This is a genomic window from Spongiibacter sp. C9W (assembly GCF_057370015.1).
Genome location: NZ_CM170672.1, coordinates 1,629,591 through 1,647,789 on the forward strand (window position 1 = coordinate 1,629,591; position 18,199 = coordinate 1,647,789).

The 18,199-nt window shown below is 50.8% G+C and carries 12 protein-coding genes; 6 read left to right on the forward strand and 6 right to left on the reverse strand.

The genetic code is table 11. The features are described 5' to 3' along the window. Positions 1 to 18: 18 nt before the first annotated feature. Both AC2Q8J_RS07750 and AC2Q8J_RS07755 read right to left on the reverse strand, forming a co-directional pair. Complete coding sequence (locus AC2Q8J_RS07750; protein WP_442908304.1) at positions 19 to 309, reverse strand: signal peptidase II; 291 nt, start codon at positions 307 to 309, stop codon at positions 19 to 21. A gap of 3 nt (positions 310 to 312) precedes the next feature. Beyond that, positions 313 to 1,209: a cation efflux transmembrane domain-containing protein gene (locus AC2Q8J_RS07755; RefSeq protein WP_004574643.1), complete on the reverse strand. Its 897-nt coding sequence runs from the start codon at positions 1,207 to 1,209 to the stop codon at positions 313 to 315. Positions 1,210 to 1,304: 95 nt separating this feature from the next. On the opposite strand from AC2Q8J_RS07755, the gene cadR reads away from it, so the two are divergent. From cadR to AC2Q8J_RS07770, 3 genes are all read left to right on the forward strand, one after another. Then, positions 1,305 to 1,712, forward strand: coding sequence for a Cd(II)/Pb(II)-responsive transcriptional regulator (cadR, locus tag AC2Q8J_RS07760; RefSeq protein ID WP_004364961.1), 408 nt, complete (start codon positions 1,305 to 1,307; stop codon positions 1,710 to 1,712). A gap of 700 nt (positions 1,713 to 2,412) precedes the next feature. Then, complete coding sequence (locus AC2Q8J_RS07765) at positions 2,413 to 2,823, forward strand: hypothetical protein (RefSeq protein WP_486452567.1); 411 nt, start codon at positions 2,413 to 2,415, stop codon at positions 2,821 to 2,823. 210 nt (positions 2,824 to 3,033) lie between these two features. After that, positions 3,034 to 3,870: a hypothetical protein gene (locus AC2Q8J_RS07770; RefSeq protein ID WP_486452568.1), complete on the forward strand. Its 837-nt coding sequence runs from the start codon at positions 3,034 to 3,036 to the stop codon at positions 3,868 to 3,870. A gap of 15 nt (positions 3,871 to 3,885) precedes the next feature. On the opposite strand, the gene AC2Q8J_RS07775 is transcribed toward AC2Q8J_RS07770, so the two are convergent. The 3 genes from AC2Q8J_RS07775 to fusA form a co-directional block, all read right to left on the reverse strand. Further along, the gene (locus AC2Q8J_RS07775) at positions 3,886 to 9,243 is read right to left on the reverse strand and encodes a hypothetical protein (protein ID WP_486452569.1); all 5,358 of its coding nucleotides are present in this window, start codon (positions 9,241 to 9,243) and stop codon (positions 3,886 to 3,888) included. Positions 9,244 to 9,627: 384 nt separating this feature from the next. After that, entirely contained in the window at positions 9,628 to 10,851 is a 1,224-nt protein-coding gene (locus AC2Q8J_RS07780; protein ID WP_486452570.1) for an alpha/beta fold hydrolase, read from the reverse strand. A 238-nt stretch (positions 10,852 to 11,089) separates the two neighbouring features. Then, positions 11,090 to 13,174, reverse strand: coding sequence for an elongation factor G (gene fusA / locus AC2Q8J_RS07785; RefSeq protein WP_486452571.1), 2,085 nt, complete (start codon positions 13,172 to 13,174; stop codon positions 11,090 to 11,092). Positions 13,175 to 13,711: 537 nt separating this feature from the next. Here fusA and katG point away from each other — a divergent pair. Continuing rightward, positions 13,712 to 15,913 carry a catalase/peroxidase HPI gene (katG, locus tag AC2Q8J_RS07790; RefSeq protein ID WP_486452572.1) on the forward strand — a complete coding sequence of 734 codons (2,202 nt, stop codon included), beginning with the start codon at positions 13,712 to 13,714 and terminating at the stop codon, positions 15,911 to 15,913. A 78-nt stretch (positions 15,914 to 15,991) separates the two neighbouring features. Here the strand turns inward: katG and AC2Q8J_RS07795 are convergent, their stop codons facing one another. Then, complete coding sequence (locus AC2Q8J_RS07795; RefSeq protein ID WP_204995089.1) at positions 15,992 to 16,309, reverse strand: DMT family transporter; 318 nt, start codon at positions 16,307 to 16,309, stop codon at positions 15,992 to 15,994. Between the two features lie 159 nt (positions 16,310 to 16,468). On the opposite strand from AC2Q8J_RS07795, the gene AC2Q8J_RS07800 reads away from it, so the two are divergent. Beyond that, a complete protein-coding gene (locus AC2Q8J_RS07800) occupies positions 16,469 to 16,930 on the forward strand; it encodes a 2,4'-dihydroxyacetophenone dioxygenase family protein (RefSeq protein ID WP_027874935.1) in 462 nt (153 codons plus the stop codon). Positions 16,931 to 16,944: 14 nt separating this feature from the next. After that, positions 16,945 to 18,141, forward strand: a complete 1,197-nt coding sequence (locus AC2Q8J_RS07805; RefSeq protein ID WP_486452573.1) for a cytochrome P450 — start codon at positions 16,945 to 16,947, stop codon at positions 18,139 to 18,141. The last annotated feature ends 58 nt before the right edge of the window (positions 18,142 to 18,199 follow it).

An 18,199-nucleotide genomic window follows, 5' to 3' on the forward strand; every position in this document is an offset into this window, starting at 1 on the left:
GAGCGAGCCATCAACCAGCTAATCCGTTGTGGGTTGAGTTTGTCGGCCACCTTTCTCTCTCGCATACCAACCAGATAATCCGGATACCCTAAAAAAGTAGCGCTGCCAGCCTCCACCATTCGCAAAAAGACTGAATGCGGCACCGGTGTTCCATAGGTGCACCCAGTTAAAGAACGGGGTCACCGAAACATACTCGCCATAGGCCATTGATTGCTGCACCAGCCACTTTACAGCCTGATCAGACGCTGCCAGCAGGCCCGATATGGACAATAGGGCATACGGCGAGAGCTTTTTGCCAATAATGAGCATTATTTAACCCTTCAACGCCAAAATGCGTCTGGCACCGTTAAGTACAATGCCCCCCGCGATGGTGCCGATAATCAGATCCGGATAATTGGAACCGGTCCACGCGACCAGGGCGCCGGCGGTGATGACCCCCAGGTTGATCACCACGTCGTTGGCCGAGAATATCCAGCTTGCCTTCATGTGCGCCCCGCCTTCCCGATGTTTGGATATGAGCAGCAGACAACTGGTATTGGCAATCAATGCGACGAATGCGATAGCCATCATCACCAGCGATTCAGGCTCACTACCGAATACAAAGCGTCTCACCACCTCTACGAGCACGCCCACAGCCAAGATCAGTTGCAGTACACCAGCAAGATGCGCGGCACGTACCTGCATTTTCACGCTATGTCCAACCGCATAAAGGGCAAGCCCGTACACCGCCGCATCGGCAAAATTGTCCAGGGATTCTCCAATCAGGCCGGTGGACTGGGCGATCAGACCGGCAGTCATTTCCACCACGAACAGAAGTGCATTGATGCCGAGCAACCAGCGCAGGGTCCCGGATTCTTGCTTAGCAGAAGCTGCCGAAAACTCGGCGGCCTTGATGGTCTCCGGATTTGCAGCGACGGTTTCCTGAAGCGAGGCGCCTAGCCCCAAGGTCTTCAGTTTCGAGGTGACGGGCTCGACCTCGCCGTCATGCACGACCTTCAGCCGGCGGTTCGACAAGTCGAAGGACAGCGCCCGAATCTCCTCAAAGCCGTTCAGGGCTAGGCGAATCATTCGTTCTTCTGATGGACAGTCCATCTTCGGCACGGCATAAACACTGACCCATCTCCCTGGCGCCTCGGAGGAGGCCTGTATATCGGTATCCGCTGCGGACGTTGCATCACCGCCACAGGCGCCACCACAGGATTTGCTCATGATACGACTCCACTTGAACAATGTTGTGGTACCATTTAAAACTATAAAGCTACTATAAGGTCAATAGAGTAAAGAATCCGTTGGGGAGGAGGCTGATGCGCATTGGTCAGTTGGCGCAGTTGGTAGGGGTCGAAACACAGACGATCCGCTTCTATGAACAGCAGGGCTTGTTGCCGCCGCCTGATCGGCAGGACAACGGTTACCGTGTCTATACCGAGAAGCATGGTGAGGGGCTGGCCTTCATCCGTCGCTGCAGAATCCTGGGCCTGTCACTGGCTGAGATTCACGAACTACAGAGCTATCAGGACGACCCTCATCAGCCTTGTACCGCCGTCAACGCCTTGCTCGATGATCACATCTCTCATGTGCGGTCGCAGATAACCGCTCTGCAAGCGCTTGAGAAACAACTCGTTTCACTGAGAGCGAGTTGCAACGATGACCGGGAAGTTGAGGCGTGTGGGGTTCTTGCTGGAATTAGCGAAGGAAACATGCACCAGCAGTAGGTGAAGCATCAACCAGATAATCCGATGAGATGCCGGTCTGTCTCACTCTCATGCAAAGGTAAGATCAACCATTTAATCCGCTTACCCTATATTTGGAGACGGCGTCAAAATCACCTGCGACCTCTGCCAACACTGCCTCAAGGAAAGACTTGGGGATGCCATTAACACCACGCCAATGCAGGAGCGCGCGTAGACTATCAATTCAGGGAGGAAAGACGATGGGCGAATTGACTGCACTGCTGTTAGCGCTGCTATTGGTAGTCGCGGCAATTAGCGTACCACTCATATTTTACCTAAACGCAGAGCGACTAGCTGCCTATATCCAAAAGAGGCGGGCTCAGAAGAAGCCGTGATGCCAGTCTTTCTTGGTACACAGCCAAAGGTGTGAGAACAGTTGCGAAACACGCTCAAATCATCGCGCTGACTCACCTATCACTCACACCATCAGCAAAACGGTGGCATACATGATCTCAATGGGTTTCGTTCTGTTCAACGCTGCAATTGTACTCATTGCTAGTCTGACATTCGTGGAGCTGAACCGGTACTACACCAGAGCGTGGCGAGACTTGCTTTTTTCTAAAGATTCCTACGGATCAATCAACTAGGCCAGAATACGTCGTAGCGCTGCGGCGCCCACTACCGCACTTTGCAGAAGCCTCTAGAATAGGGGGTGACACAACTTACTGCAAAGGATAGGTACATGAAAAAAACTAATGAATCCGACAGCCAAATACAGATAATGCGACTTGGCGAGTTAAGAATGCTTGGTATCGAACCACCTGATGCCCTGCGAGATGCGCCTGACGAGGATATGCTCACCATGCCTCGGCCAGCCGGCCAGAAGTGGGCAAGCCAGATACTTCAGCAATGGCGTGTACCAGACCTCAAAGCGGCTGCTTTTATCAGTGCTATCAGCAGTGATGATCTAAGCAACATCATTGTCATCCACCAATTTGTCCGAGTGTTGTTCCCTAATCTTCCTCCCGCGGACTACATACATGTCGAAATAAGGGCTTTTGAAGAGAGATCGCCGTGGCAACTAGTGCAATGCGGTGAAGCATCGCAGGTGCGCAAATATCTTGCCTACCATGTGTTTGGCGGAGGTTGGTAATTTACTGTAACCACTTAGATCGAAAATTGAATTTTAGAGACTTCCTCCACACAAGCTACCCCCTCAATTCGGACACAAACTCCGCTCAGCTGACATAAACCAAAATACTTGCCATTCATAAATAATTGTTTTAAATGAAGTTTTTTATTGATTTTGGCCGATATTTCGTTATATCTATATAAATCTAATAATTATTATGGATCTATCATTATGAGTAAATATAGCGAATACAAATTTGGCGATTCACGGAATATTTGCATTATTCAGCCGCACGAAGGTGCCGTATCCAAGGTGGAAGATGACTATATCGAATTTGATAGCAAGAAGTTAATCAGCCGCGAAATACAGAAGTTTTCAGATTCGCTAATCAAATCTTTGAATGACTTTGTGGTCGAATTTTTTACCAACGACCTACTGAGCATTGCAAGCAAGGACAGAGTATTTTTGAAGCGAGATGACAACCATGATCATGGGACAGTCATTTCAATTTATGGTGGAAAAATATCAAATTCGATATTTAGCACCATTCTTTCTGCGACTAAGTACTTTTGTCGATCCGTCATTTCCCAGATGGAAATCGACGCCGATTATAGCGACAGCCTGTCTGATGACCATCGTGAACTTCTTGACTTAGCGATATCTAGATATCGCTCATCTTGCGCAGGAAAACGCATCAAAGATCCCTTTACGGTCTCCTTTCCAGCTGAAAAATCAGATAACGGCATTGTATTCCAGGGTAATTTTGACGAACCTCTTCTAGCAGAACAAACGACAATGATAATGAAAGGCTTGGCTAGACCAAACGGATTTTTGATCGACTCGAATATCGTTTCGCTTACCCCACTTGACGACAACAATATTCCGACTGACAATCCCATCAATTTCATCATTAAGAGAATAGATATGATTCGACAAACTAACGACGCGATCTCGCAGGGAAAATTACTTGAGTTCAAAGGAGTACAAACTGTTGATACTGCCAAGAATAAAAAGCAGTATCATCTCACTGATTTAACCCTGACAGATGCATCTTATGACTTATTCTAGGGCTGTTTTAACACGTCAGGCGCTAAATATAGACGTCAAAGCTCCGTAGGCCAGTAAAGCGACTGATAGTTCGTAGCTATTTCGCACAACACCTGATGCTCGACGCTCAAAACACAAGCCGCCGTATTCCATGCATCTGTGTTCCACCCCACTAATGACGACAGGATACGGATCTAACTGACGCGACGCATAGCTCCCTTCAGATATCACGCTGAAGCCATTTTTGCTTAGTAACTCAGCCACTTTTTCGTCACCATTTTTTACTACCACGGCGAAATCAGCATGATTTAGCGCTAATTTTTTAAACAACTCGATAACAAGTGAGCATTGCTCAGCACAATTTATCAGAATCTGACGATTCCGGCTAATTAAAAAAGGAAGATCATTTATATCCAGAGAACTTGCCACTCCCTTGTCATCACTGACATCAACGCCCCCACCCCACTCGATCAGTCGGCTCCACCCTGCCTCCGTAATGAAATCAAGTACCGTCCCTGTATATTCCTCACCATTAATCCATCGAGTGCCTTTACCTCGCTCTCTAAACCGCATCAATTTACTGGCTACATCTACCAATGTCGCTATTTTTTGATAGTCATCTGGATGCAGGTTAAGACGCCTCCCAGCCCTCATCACGCCCATTCCCTGAGAGGCGAGCCGCATCGTCTTTAATATCAATAGCATATTTATCGGCTGGTAACTTATTGGGCGAACGCAAGGTTCTGATTTTTCTTTATATATCCCGAAGCTCTTCGTACTAACTGCATTGGCCAACAAGCCTGCTCGTTGAGTTTTTACCGGGGTCAATGCATCAGCCCAATCGGTAAGTAAGTGATTGTAGTTTTTTAGTCCGATAGCAGGGAGGCTATGCCCAACAAGTCGAGCGAGGGCCATACCTGAGCGACGAGTAGTAGCATGTTGCTCCCCGAGTACGATACGCCTGACGACTTCCCTATTGAGCTCCCCCGCGAGTAACTGCGTCAGTGGTGTATCCAGGCCCAGCAGCGGAATCGCAAGTCGGTTATAAAAGCTATGGCGACAGTGGTGTAACACTAATGTGGTATTGCCAGTCACTTGACGCGCCAGCTCGATTACCTGAGTGGGTAGCTTCTCGGCCATCGACGTTAATTTTATACTTTCTTTGTGTATTTCACAGAATATTGGCATGCTGTGGCTCACACCTGACAGGCTATCGTAGCGCGTCATGATGTTATCGATTAAGGATCTTTCGCATGTAGAAAGTGGAAATAGTAATGGGACGGCGCGCCGGCTCGAGGTGCTTTTTAGCGTTCTATACGTATTGTTCCGAATCAATACCCAAGTAAAATCCTCTGAGTGACACCAATCTTTTTTACGAAGACCTAAAGCCTCATTTCTGCGCAGGCCAAAGCGATATGTGAGTAACAATAAAAAACCCATGAAAAGGCGTTCTTCGTTACGTCCCCACAATCCATCTTCAAGTACCGTCAGACACGACTGATAATCTGCCTCGCAAAGCACTCCGGGACGTACGTGCCGGCCCTCATTCTCTATATCTATATCCGCCCAATCTGGGTCATCAACACCACATTCACTTGCCCATTGGTGGAACTCCTTCAATCGTTTACCTGAGTAAGTAGTATCACTACCTCTACGTCGATGAAAATCGAGTACGTTGTTATAGAACTGCGTGATCTCACCCTCATCGGCGGCTATCAAGTCCACATCGTAGGCAAGTGTTAAAAAGGCCTTATTGAGCCGACTGAAATAGGTCTCAATTGTATTAAGCGCGTAAGGCTTTGAGCCCATTTTTCGCCCGTAACCCCGTCGCATTAAAAAGGCAAGCCAGTGACCCAGCATCAAGACCGTTGTACTGACCTTGCCCTCATAGGACTTACACAATGCCTCAACGGCTTTGGCGGACACGCGGTGTGTGGCCTTTTTATAGTCACGTATGAGGTGATGAATACCGTCAAATAGCTGTTTTGCCTGTTCCTGCAGTAGGCTTTTATCCACCTCTGACAGCAGGCATTGATTGAGCCGTAAGCGACGATAATCAACATCGGTGCGAACCTCTCTTACTGCAATCGGCACTACTCGCTTTTCAGATTCCTTAATCCGCAAATAATCCTGGATTGGCAGACTTGTTGGCGGCGAGCGCTCACTTAACGCACCGGCGACCATACCCGGAAAGAGTACCAAGTTAGTTTGTTCAATAACCCGCGTCAGTCTTCTCAGAACAACGACTAAGTGTGGATTAGGATTCTTACAATTATCGATATCAAGCAATTCAACCAGTGGATTTAGCTCAGCAGGACTGGGATTCGTATCAGGATTTAAATTGGATTTTATCCCTTGGCCGTAGCAAAGAAAGCTAGCGACCTTATAACTGATTTCATGACGCTGAATAGTAGCGACGAAATCCCCAGGATCAAGGATTTCACTGTATTCTAGGAAGTACATCCGTTTGTGCTGAATAATGCGGTAGTGCCTGCCGCAACTGATATCACACAGCATGCGTAGGTAACTAATTCGTTTCTCAATGCAGAATAGCACCGCACCAAGGATTAGCGCTTTCCGCTTTGATAGCTTGGCTTTTATTGTTGATGACTGTGTACTTGTCGCCCAAGCTTTTATCGCGTCCAATGTATCCATACTGCGAGGAAGGCTTGGTGATATAAGAGCGCGCTCCGGTCGCACTGCCGCTACACGGCGTTTAATGGCAAACCGCGCCGCACCGCCGCTCCTCTCAGCTTCTTTGATAAGCACTCGCAACCTAAGACCCGCGTAGGGATGGGGAAGCGTGCCCTCCTGGTACAGCATGCGCTGAACAAGCCTCTCCATGCCCTCGGCAGTTAATGAGGCCAATGGCTGAGCATCCGTCGTCAAGGCGATATCGTTCTTCGCAATACGAATGGCATTCTTGGCGTTTTGACTTCTGTTCCATTTACGCAGAGCGTCCCCAAAGCGCGTCGGCTCGCTGTAGGAAGACCTAGATAGCCGAATCCGGCTGAAGTCGGGCTGCACATTAACGAATGAATCCATATCGAAGGGAAGTCTCTCATACACCTCATTCAGTTCCCGGCGGTACGTTGAGGCATCTGACAGCCAACACCGAGGAGAATAGTCACTGTATGTGGAGACGCCACGTTCAGCGTGCCCCAACCAACCGTCAATCACCTCCGTCGAAATGGCTGTCTGCGAAAGTAGCTGTGCAAAGCGGTGCCGAAACACATTTGGCGGGAAGTCCCAGTTTAACAAGGCACCCCCAGGAAGGTCGGTATCGCCCATCGAATGCCATTTCATAGCCCCGTCAAGCTGGAAAAAGAGCGGTAGTCGCTCCGATTTCCCCTCTATCACTAGCGACAGGTCATCTGCGAGATTAGGACTGAGATGATTAATTGCTTTGGCTAATTTACGCAGGTAGTTCAAATAGGTTTGGGTTAGCCGCACTACCCTTTCCGGCAATGGCACCAGTCGACCAGCGTGCAGCCCCTCGTCAGCTTTGTCGTTAATGTAAACAAAGCGGTATTGCCAGTTAAAATGCAAGACCGACTCAAATGGGTCTCGCAGATAGCGACATCCAGTCGCAGCGTATAACGCAAGGACACAATACTGCGCAAATTGGTTGTGGAAGGCTAGCCAATCACCGGCGTCCTTCGTTCGCTTTAGACGCCGACCCGCCTCTTCAATTTCATTTTCAACAACAACTTCAATTGGCGCTAAGAGACTACCCATTACATTGGGATTTGGCGGGAGGCCCGGCTCGGCGAGAGCCGAAAGGGAAATCCCTTTTTCCAAAGTTTGGATATCCCATGTTGCATAACCGCACGCACCCGGCAGGCCACTATTAGGGTGAGACGTCAGCACTCGACTAAAATTGTGATCCCCGGTCCGCTGGAAAGCGTTCAACCCAGCGGTTTGAGCCAATTTGGCTGAGGTAATGCGCGGAAAGTGTTGCCGGGCAATAACGTTAAACCAAGATTCCAACGGTTCTCCACTTTGGTATTGCCACAAATGCGCTAAATGAGTGACTTGGCTGTCAGCATATCCCGCCGCCTTTTTGAGCACCTTTGTAATATTTACTGGAAGGCTGACCCGAATTTCTTGCGAGCGTGGCTTCACCAGTTGCTGAGTGGTTGCACCGGGTTGCCAGGAATTTTGACGCCTAGGGGACAGCCGGTGAGCCAATTCAAAACAGGGAGTAAGTGCCCACTCACCCCCAGACTCTTTATTTACCGCAACCAACTGGACAAAATGGAGTGTTCGCCCTAGGCGGCAAGACATCCAGATAAGCGCCGCTCCGAGCGCGACTTTATTATCTGTCGAAGCAAGTGAGTTACCTAGCCATGTTTCCAGCTGCGGCAATTCGGGGGGCAACACCCCATCATAACTCCAGGGTAAATAATGGGATGACTCTATCCTCTGAATGAAAAAACTATTGGTTTTGAGTTGTTGCAGCTCCGAGCTGTCCGTAGGATCAGTCGGGACGACCCAGGTGGGCTCAAGCTGCTCTTCAGCGGTATTCAGTCCGGGTAGTAGCTCATATTCACCATCATCTGTTTCAAATGATATTAGAGGGCTAGGCCGCCTTTTACTGAAATGTCCTGAGAACTTTGGCTTATACTCGATATCCAGGTAGGGCGTACTTTTCCCCATCGTGATGGCACGAATGGCATTGAGAACCGGAGGGATTGCCTTGTCGTCTTGGTAGTCTGGGTAAATCTGATCGGCTGCTAATCGCAAAGACTCCGTGAAACGCTCAAAGCTCTCTGGTGAGCTCGCGCGAAATCGCCTAGCTGAACCCAGCAATTGGTCAACGAACTGCCAACGGGGGGAGCTATGGCCAAGATTCAAGAAGCGAGAAACGCGACTGATCGAACTGTCTGCAATGTTATCTTCGTTAACAACGCGTATCGCAGCTTGAACAGCTAGCCACATGCGAAGGCGCCGCCGCTCAATGAAAGTTGCAGGATCTTTACTAGGAGAAAGAGGATAAGTATAGAGCGTGAGTAGGAACGTCCGTTTCTTTAACTCAGGAAACTGCCGGCGAACTTGATCAACTGTTCCGCGAGGAGAAATCGCCGCATAGTCTCTCGACATTTCGACTGATTCTGAAAAGGCAGAAGCAAAACGCCTAATTCGATCCGCCTGATAATTCTCCCCCCAGTCCTGAAGTATCTCTCTGGATTCTGGATGATCAAATTCTTCGACGAGGTTTGCGATCCCAACAATACTTGGGGTCAGCCCGAGAAGAAGGTATATAATCTCGAGCTCTTCATACAAGTCATTGTCATAAGACCACTGGCAAAGCCTCGCAAACCGCTCCCCTAGCCTTAAGGTCAGCTCATTAACTGGGGAATTGTGCCAATCCTCAACCGCCTCTTCCGACATAAAGTGCCCTTATGTCCGTGACCCAAAAGGACCAAAACTGCATTAATCATAAGGATTAATGCCGCATAAGGCAAAATGAGAACATTTTTCATGTTTTTACAAGATGAGGCTCATAACCGTCGTAGGTTCGAATCCTGCCCCCGCTACCAAAAAAAGAAAGGCGAATCATGCACTTAGCAGATTCGCCTTTTTTGTCGCCTGAGTAAAAGTCTCTCTGTGCCCATTCTGTGCCCATTTCCAAATTTAGCTTGCAGCAAACACAACGCACCATGACCTTCGGGCACCCTATTCGCCTAAATCACTGTAAAAATTCATGCATGGCACTTTAGATACCGCGCACCTCGCGGGGGCAATAAGAGTAAGAGGGGAAAATTGACCGACAAGTCACCCGCCGCCTGGGCCCTGATATGGTCGCTGCTTGGAGCGCGACACCAGCCAGTCAGCCGCAGGCGCCCATACGCTTTCCAGTGCACTTTTTCCAAGGATTACCCCCATGTGTCCTCCGGGGGCGATGTGGAATGCTTTGTCATGATTCCCCACATCCACACCGACTACGTCCATGATTTTTTCGGCGATGGGCGGCTTCACTAACACATCTCCCGCACCGGCGAAGGCGAGCAGCGAACTTTGAATATTCCCCAGTTCAGCCACCCGCTCACCAACAACAATGCGGCCACTTGCCAAGTCATTATCCACAGCAACCTTGATTGCAAAGTCTCTCAGCATGCCTGCTGGATACATAAGCATATTGTTCAGATAATTTGCGGTGGTCGAGTGCGCAACCACAAACTCGCGGTCCCACGAGCGCATCAACAAATCCCAATAGGTTGTGACGCTTCCAATCGGGTCGGTGAGCTTAAAGATGACTGTCGTCGCCCAGGCGGGCAATTGAAGCTTGCTGGGGTCGAGGTTTTCGAGGCGAAAATCAGAATAGCGCCGAACGATTTGCGCTGGCGCATTGATGGCCTGTGCGGCCCCCGCCACGATTCCGCCACCGCGCAAATTTATTGGACTGGCAACGGTAATTAAGTTTCGAATTCTGGGGTCTTGCTGCAATCCAAGGTGGATCAATGACAACAACCCACCCATGCACCAACCCATTAACGACAAATCCGTTTTACCCGAGTGCTTTCGAACTTCGTCCAGTGCGGTAGTAAACATCTCGTCCGCGTAGTCAAACAAGCCCAGGTGGGCATGGCGACGCTGAGGCTCCCCCCAATCGATCAGGTAGGTTTTAAAACCGCGCGCCGCCAGATATCTCACTAACGAGCGTTGCGGCAGCAGGTCAAATGTCTCTACGGTGACGCCCAAAGGCGGCACCAACACCAGGGGAACACTGTGCTGACGGCGACGCACCGGCATCCGGCTGCCATCTTCCAACTCGATCTCGTCTTCATCGTCGAGGGAGTAGTAACGCACCTTCATTAGATCCCCCGCGTAAACCGTTTCATACTCGGTCAACCCAGACTTCACCAATTGCTTTGGGCGCAATACCCAGTCATAAGTATTCACGGCAGCCTGCACCGCCCGCTGATTCATCAGCAACGCTTGGCTACGCAGTTCCGCTAATAGTGGCCGTTTGTTTTTCGACGCTTTGGGCTTAGACATGAACACTCTCTCCTGAGGGAAGAGGAATTTTACCAGCGCGGATAACGCGGTAGTCGACAAAGCTCGTGAGTATTTAACACGTTTTACGCACCCTGTGCTGCGTATTTAATAGGGCTGGGACCCTTTACCCGCGCAGGCACGCCAGACAACAGCGTCAAGACCCAACACAATTTCAAAAGGTAAAAAAAAACCCCGGCGGATTCCCGCAGGGGCTTTCGAAAAGAACTAGTCAGCGGTGTTATTTCGCTGCTTTTTTCTCTTTCTCTTTGGCAATAACTTCTTCAGCTACGTTAGCCGGGCAAGCCGAGTAATGCGAGAACTCCATAGAGAATTGGCCACGACCTGAGGTCATTGTACGCAGGGTGCTGATGTAGCCAAACATTTCAGACAGAGGCACATCGGCTTTAACGCGAACACCTGTTACACCTGCTTCCTGACCAGAAATCATACCGCGACGACGGTTAAGGTCACCGATTACGTCACCGACATTGTCTTCAGGACTGAACACGTCAACTTTCATTACCGGCTCAAGCAACTGTGCGCCTGCTTTTGGCATAGACTGACGGAAAGCGCCTTTCGCAGCGATCTCGAAGGCCACTGCCGAGGAGTCAACCGCGTGGTAGGCACCGTCATGAACGTTAATAGCAACGTCCAACACGGGGAAACCAGCCAGTGGGCCGTTGTCCATCATCGACTTGAAGCCCTTCTCAATTGCTGGGAAGAATTCCTTAGGTACGTTACCACCCACAACAGAGGTGCTGAAGGTGAAGCCAGAGTTAGGCTCGCCAGGCTCCATGGTGTAGTCGATCTTACCAAACTGACCAGAACCACCAGACTGCTTCTTGTGAGTGTAGCTGTCTTCGATCTTCTGAGTGATGGTCTCGCGGTAGGCTACCTGAGGCTGACCCACTTCCAGTTCAACACCGTAGGTGCGCTTGAGGATGTCGACTTTGATGTCGAGGTGCAGCTCACCCATACCTTTAAGGATGGTCTCACCAGAATCTTCGTCTGTTTCAACGCGGAATGAAGGGTCTTCTGCAACCATCTTGCCGATAGCGATACCCATTTTCTCAGTTGAACCCTTATCTTTCGGAGTTACCGAGATAGAGATAACAGGCTCTGGGAATACCATCGCTTCCAGTGTACATGGATGGTCAACATCACACAGTGTGTGACCAGTCTGTACGTTCTTCATGCCCACGATAGCGATAATGTCACCCGCTTGAGCGCTGCTCAGCTCGTTGCGCTCGTCGGCCTGCATTTCACACATACGACCGATACGCTCAGTCTTACCGGTGAATGAGTTAAGAATGGTGTCGCCTTTGTTCAGCTTACCGGAGTAGATACGCACGAAGGTCAGGGCGCCAAAACGGTCGTCCATGATTTTAAATGCCAGCGCGCGCAGTGGCTCATCGGCAGAAACAATGGCGTACTCACCAGTAGGCTCACCTTCTTCATCAGTCAACGGCTGCGGGTTAACCTCGGTTGGGCTTGGCAGGTAGTCAACAACGGCGTCCAGCAGCAGCTGCATACCTTTGTTCTTGAAGGCCGAACCACAGTAGGTGGGGAAGAAAGCCAGTTCCAGCGTACCTTTACGGATACAACGCTTGATGTCATCAATAGAGGGCTCTTCGCCTTCCATGTATGCCATCATCAGGTCGTCGTCCATTTCTACAGCTGTTTCGATCAGCTGCTCGCGATACATGGCAACATCTTCTTCCATGTCCGCAGGAACGTCGGTCACTTCATAGTTTTCTGGCTGGCCAGAGTCATCCCACACGTAGGCTTTGTTGCTCAGCAGGTCGACAACGCCGGTAAACTCATCTTCACGGCCGATAGGCAGTGTCATGATCAGCGGATTGGCCCCGAGAACGTTTTTCACTTGATCGGCAACACGCAGGAAATCCGCGCCAACGCGGTCCAGCTTGTTAACGAAGATCAGGCGAGATACTTTTGATTCGTTGGCATAGCGCCAGTTGGTTTCAGACTGGGGCTCAACACCACCAGAACCACAGAATACGCCGATGCCGCCGTCGAGAACTTTCAATGAACGGTAAACTTCTACGGTGAAGTCAACGTGTCCCGGGGTGTCAATAACGTTCAGTCGGTGGCCATTCCACTCACAGGTGACAGCGGCTGACTGAATGGTAATACCACGCTCAGCTTCCTGCTCCATGAAGTCGGTCGTCGATTCACCCTCGTGAACCTCACCAAGCTTGTGAATTTTACCCGTGAGCTTGAGGATACGCTCAGTGGTGGTGGTTTTTCCGGCATCAACGTGGGCGAAAATACCGATGTTGCGGTACAAGGATAAGTCAGTCACGGCAGTCTCTGAATAAGCTGTGGTTGAAAATGGTTGGCTACGATACTGGAAGTGAGAAAAAATTTCTCTCTTATTTTGCGGAATTATGCTAAATCTGGTGGAATTTTTCCAAAACAACTGAAAAATCCGCTAAGAACACGGGCTTAAGCGCCATATTCAAGGTTACAAACAGCCTTCAGCCCCCCAGTTTCGGGCATTTCGCTTGAACGGGACACTGGGCACACTTGCAGAAAATCCTAAAAATTTCATTAAAACTCAACCAATTACAAACTAGGAACATCCACCTACGGTTGTTTTTCAGCTTAGCAGCACGCCCTCAACTCTCAAAAGCCAGCTTTGCCACCAAAACTCCTCCTATCGATAGTCATTAGCTATTAAGTCAGTAGAAAAAATCAACACGCGTCAGATCAATAAGTGAACTATGTTGAATAGGGCGAGGTACCAGCGTCTGCTTGGGTTGCACACTATGCAATTGCCCCCCTGCGCTGGAATCACGCTCGACATACCCATAATTTTCGCGCTAGCTAGGAGAATCCAATGCAAAAACAAAAATTTCCACCTCTAGCCGCAATAGCACTGAGCGCAGCAATCGCGACAACATTCGGCGCCAGTGCTTTTGCAGAGAACATGTTTAGCGGTAAAGCGAAACCAAACAGCTTCTGGTGGCCAAACCAAGTTGACCTGTCGGCACTGCGTGACCACGATCGACAATCGAGCCCCTACTCAGAAGACTTTGACTACGCCGCCGCTTTCGAAAGTGTTGACCTTGGCCAACTGAAAGCAGATATCGAAGCAGCACTCACAACCTCCCAAGATTGGTGGCCAGCAGATTGGGGGCACTACGGCGGCCTGATGATTCGCATGGCTTGGCACAGTGCAGGCACTTACAGAATCCATGACGGGCGCGGTGGCGCAGACGGTGGTCAACAGCGCTTTGAGCCTCTGGGCAGTTGGCCAGATAACGCCAACCTCGACAAAGCGCGGCGCCTACTATGGCCAGTAAAACAAAAGTACGGACGGAACGTCTCTTGGGCTGACCTAATGATTCTGGCGGGTAACGTGGCGCTTGAGTCGATGGGCTTTAAGACACTGGGCTTTGCCGGTGGACGCGAAGACGATTGGGAAGCTGACCTCGTCTACTGGGGTCCGGAAACAGAGATGCTTGGCAACGACAAGCGGTTTAATAAAGAAGGGAAACTGGAGAAGCCGCTCGCAGCCGTTCATATGGGACTCATTTACGTAAACCCAGAAGGGCGCAACGGCAATATGGACCCCAAAATGGCTGCCGAGGATATTCGGCAGTCGTTCTATCGCATGGCCATGAATGACGAGGAGATTGTCGCGCTAATCGCTGGCGGACACACCCTCGGAAAAATGCACGGTGGTAGCAAAGGCTCGTGCGTTGGCCCAGAGCCCGCGGCAGCACCGATAGAGCAGCAAGGATTGGGCTGGAAAAACAAATGTGGCAAGGGCCACTCCGAAGACACCATGACCAGCGGCCTAGAGGGCGCATGGACACAAACCCCCACTCGCTGGTCGATCCTCTATCTCGACAACCTGTTTCGCAATGAATGGAAAAAACACACCTCCCCCGGCGGCGGGGAAGTCTGGGTTCCGGTAAATAAAGCCCTTCACAATAGCGTCCCAGACGCCCATGTAGAGGGCAAGCGTAACCCCCCAGTCATGCTCACTACCGATTTAGCATTGAAGGAAGATCCAGCGTTCCGAAAAATCGCAGAACGCTTCTGGAAAAACCCCAGCCAATTTGATGAGGCTTTCGCAAAAGCCTGGTTCAAACTCACTCACAGAGACCTGGGGCCAAAAACACGATATCTGGGCGACAACGTTCCCTCTGAGACATTCCTCTGGCAAGACCCTGTTCCAGCCGGCGAAAAAATAGGTAAACGGGAAGCCCGCAAACTAAAAGCCAAGATTCTCGACTCTGGGTTGACCGTTTCTGAGCTGGTTCGCACAGCTTGGGCCTCAGCCTCAACCTATCGCTACACCGATATGCGTGGAGGCTCCAACGGCGCCCGAGTGCGCCTAGCCCCGCAGAAAGACTGGCCCGTCAACAACCCCGGCGAACTCGCAAAAGTGCTGGCTACTTTGCAGAAAATCAAAGAGGACAGCCGCAGCGATATTTCGATGGCCGACTTGATCGTACTTGGCGGTGCTGCCGCTATCGAAAAAGCCGCGAAGGACGCCGGGCACAAAGTTGATGTGCCCTTTGATTCAGGCCGTGGCGACGCCACCCAGAGCATGACCGACGTCCAGTCCTTCGCCGTACTTGAACCAAAGGCTGACGGCTTTCGCAACTACTACAGTGATGGGGCTTACTACAAACCCGCGGAGATGCTCATAGAAAAAGCAGACCTACTCGGTTTAACGGTGCCGGAGATGACCGCATTAATCGGCGGTATGCGCGTTCTCGATGCCAATGCAAATGGCTCGAAGCACGGCGTACTCACTGACCGGCCAGGACAGCTGAGCAATGACTTTTTCGTCAACCTCGTCGATATGTCAACGCAATGGAAAGCGAAGTCAGACAACCTTTACGAGGGTGCCAGCCGTGATACCGGCAAGGTAAAGTGGACGGCTACGACTGTAGATCTTGTCTTTGGGTCCAACTCAGAACTTCGCGCCATTGCTGAAGCCTATGCGGCGAAGGACGGCGATAAGCTCTTTATCAAAGACTTTGTAAACGCATGGCATAAAGTGATGAATGCCGGACGTTTTTAAGGCTGGGAACCTTATAGATACCTACGTTCATTCGAGCGTAGGTATCTGCTTAGGCGAGGATCACCCAACACTGTTGCTCTAATGCGCTAATTTAAGCGTTGCCACCCCGGCCACAATCAACGCGATTCCCACATAGCGCAACAGGCTGCTAGCGTCACCGAAAAAAAACACCCCCACCAGAAAGGTTCCCGCCGCGCCTATCCCGGTCCACACGGCATAGGAGGTGCCAATGGGTATCTGCTTCTGCGCCAACCACAGCAACATACCGCTAACGCCCATAAATACGACGGCAACAACTACCCCCAGGAGTCGCGTTTTATCCTCCTGAGCAAGTTTTAGGCCGACCGGCCAACCAATCTCAAACAAACCCGCTAACACCAGATAAACCCAAGCCACAACCACTCCTTATCGATCGTTCATTTACTGGGCGCACTTCTCCCCGCGGCCTCCTCCAGATGGAGGTGTTCAAGTCGCCACAGCCTGTTCATAGTAGGGGCTGATGGAAGTGTGCACCACCGATAACAATTCAAAAGCGACCCAACATCAGGAGAGAATATGTCTATCCCCGAGGCCATCCACCCTGAGGCCATCCACATCGGCGCCGACGAACTGCCTTTTATCGACATCGGCGACGGCAGTTTGTTGCGTGTATTGCAGGTTAAACGCGGCGAAGGATTATGGATTATCGAGAATGTCTTCAAGGCAGGCTACGAAGTAGAAACCCACAAACACACCGGGCCAGTCTGGGGCTATACCACCTCTGGCGCCTGGAAGTATAAAGAGTACGACTACGTAAACCGGGCTGGGTCGTTTCTTTACGAGCCCGCAGGTTCTGTACACACCCTGCAGTGCATCGAGGACAACACCCGGGTTTGGTTCCAGATGTATGGCTCCAATATCAATTTGGATGCCGAGGGCAATATTACCTCGGTGGTCGACGGGCAAATGACCCTCGACTTTTACCTGGCCATGTGTGAGGCAGAGGGCTTACCCACCCCCAAGGTGCTGGTGGAATAGCTCAGGAGCCAATGATGAACATAGATGTATACAACCCTGACAACTATCTAAAGGGTATTCCCCACGACCAGTTCCGGTGGCTGCGCGAGCATGCCCCGGTTTATTGGCACCCTCATCCCGATGGCAGCGGCTACTGGGTCGTTAGCCGCCATGCTGACGTAATGGCTGTATCGCGGGACTTTAAAACATTTTCGGCAGAACAGGGCTTTGTGCTGGTTGACGACCTCCCTGAAAGCACCCTGGAAATGACCCGCAACCAGCTGCTCGGCATGGACCCGCCGCGCCACGCCAAACCCCGCCGTGCGGTGATTAGCCGTTTTACGTCAAACCGCCTCAAAGCGCTAGAGCCACAAATTCGCGAGATTGCCCAAGACATTATGCGCTCCGCGCGCGAGCGTGAAGAGGTCGACTTCGTTGAAGACCTGGCCGGCGACTTGCCCACCGCGGTTATCTGCCAGCTGATGGATATTCCGCGAGACATGTGGACGCAAATTCGCCAATGGTCGGACATGCAAACCTCGTCCTCAGACCCCGACCTCGGCGGCCCTGAGGAGGAGGTTTTGCAAGCAAGCATTGAAATGGGCACCTACGGCTTTGAGCTTGCCTGTGAGCGCAAAGACAAAAATGGCGACGACTTAATATCACTGCTCATCAACCAGGAAATAGACGGCGAGCTTGTCAGTGAAGCAGAATTTGCCAGCCTGTTCGTGCAAATTGCGGTTGCCGGTAATGAGACAACACGCGGCCTGATCAGCTCCGGCATGCATGAGCTGTTGCAACGCCCGGCCTTGTACCGTGAGCTGGAGGCAAACCCTGACAAACTCGGCAACGCGGTCGAGGAAATGCTGCGCTGGACATGCCCGTTGCATTACTTCCGACGCACCGCCACCTGCGACACAGAAATTGCGGGTACCGCGATCAAGGCCGGTGACAAAGTGGTTATGCTGTACAGCTCAGCCAACTTTGACGAGTCCGTATTCGAGCAAGCAATGACCTTCGACATACACCGCCAAAATAACCCCCACATGGCCTTTGGTCACGGCATACATTTATGCCTCGGTGCGAATTTAGCGCGTATGGAAGCGCGGATATTCTTTGAGGAATTCTTCAAGAACTTCTCAGCAATTGAGGAAACAGCACCTCCGCGTTACATCCGCTCCAACTCCATCCACGCATTTAAGTCGATGCCAGTAAAACTGTCAGTACGCTAGAAAGCCCAGCCGTCGAGCGAACTGACCATCAGTTCGCTCGATATTCTGCCTATCGACA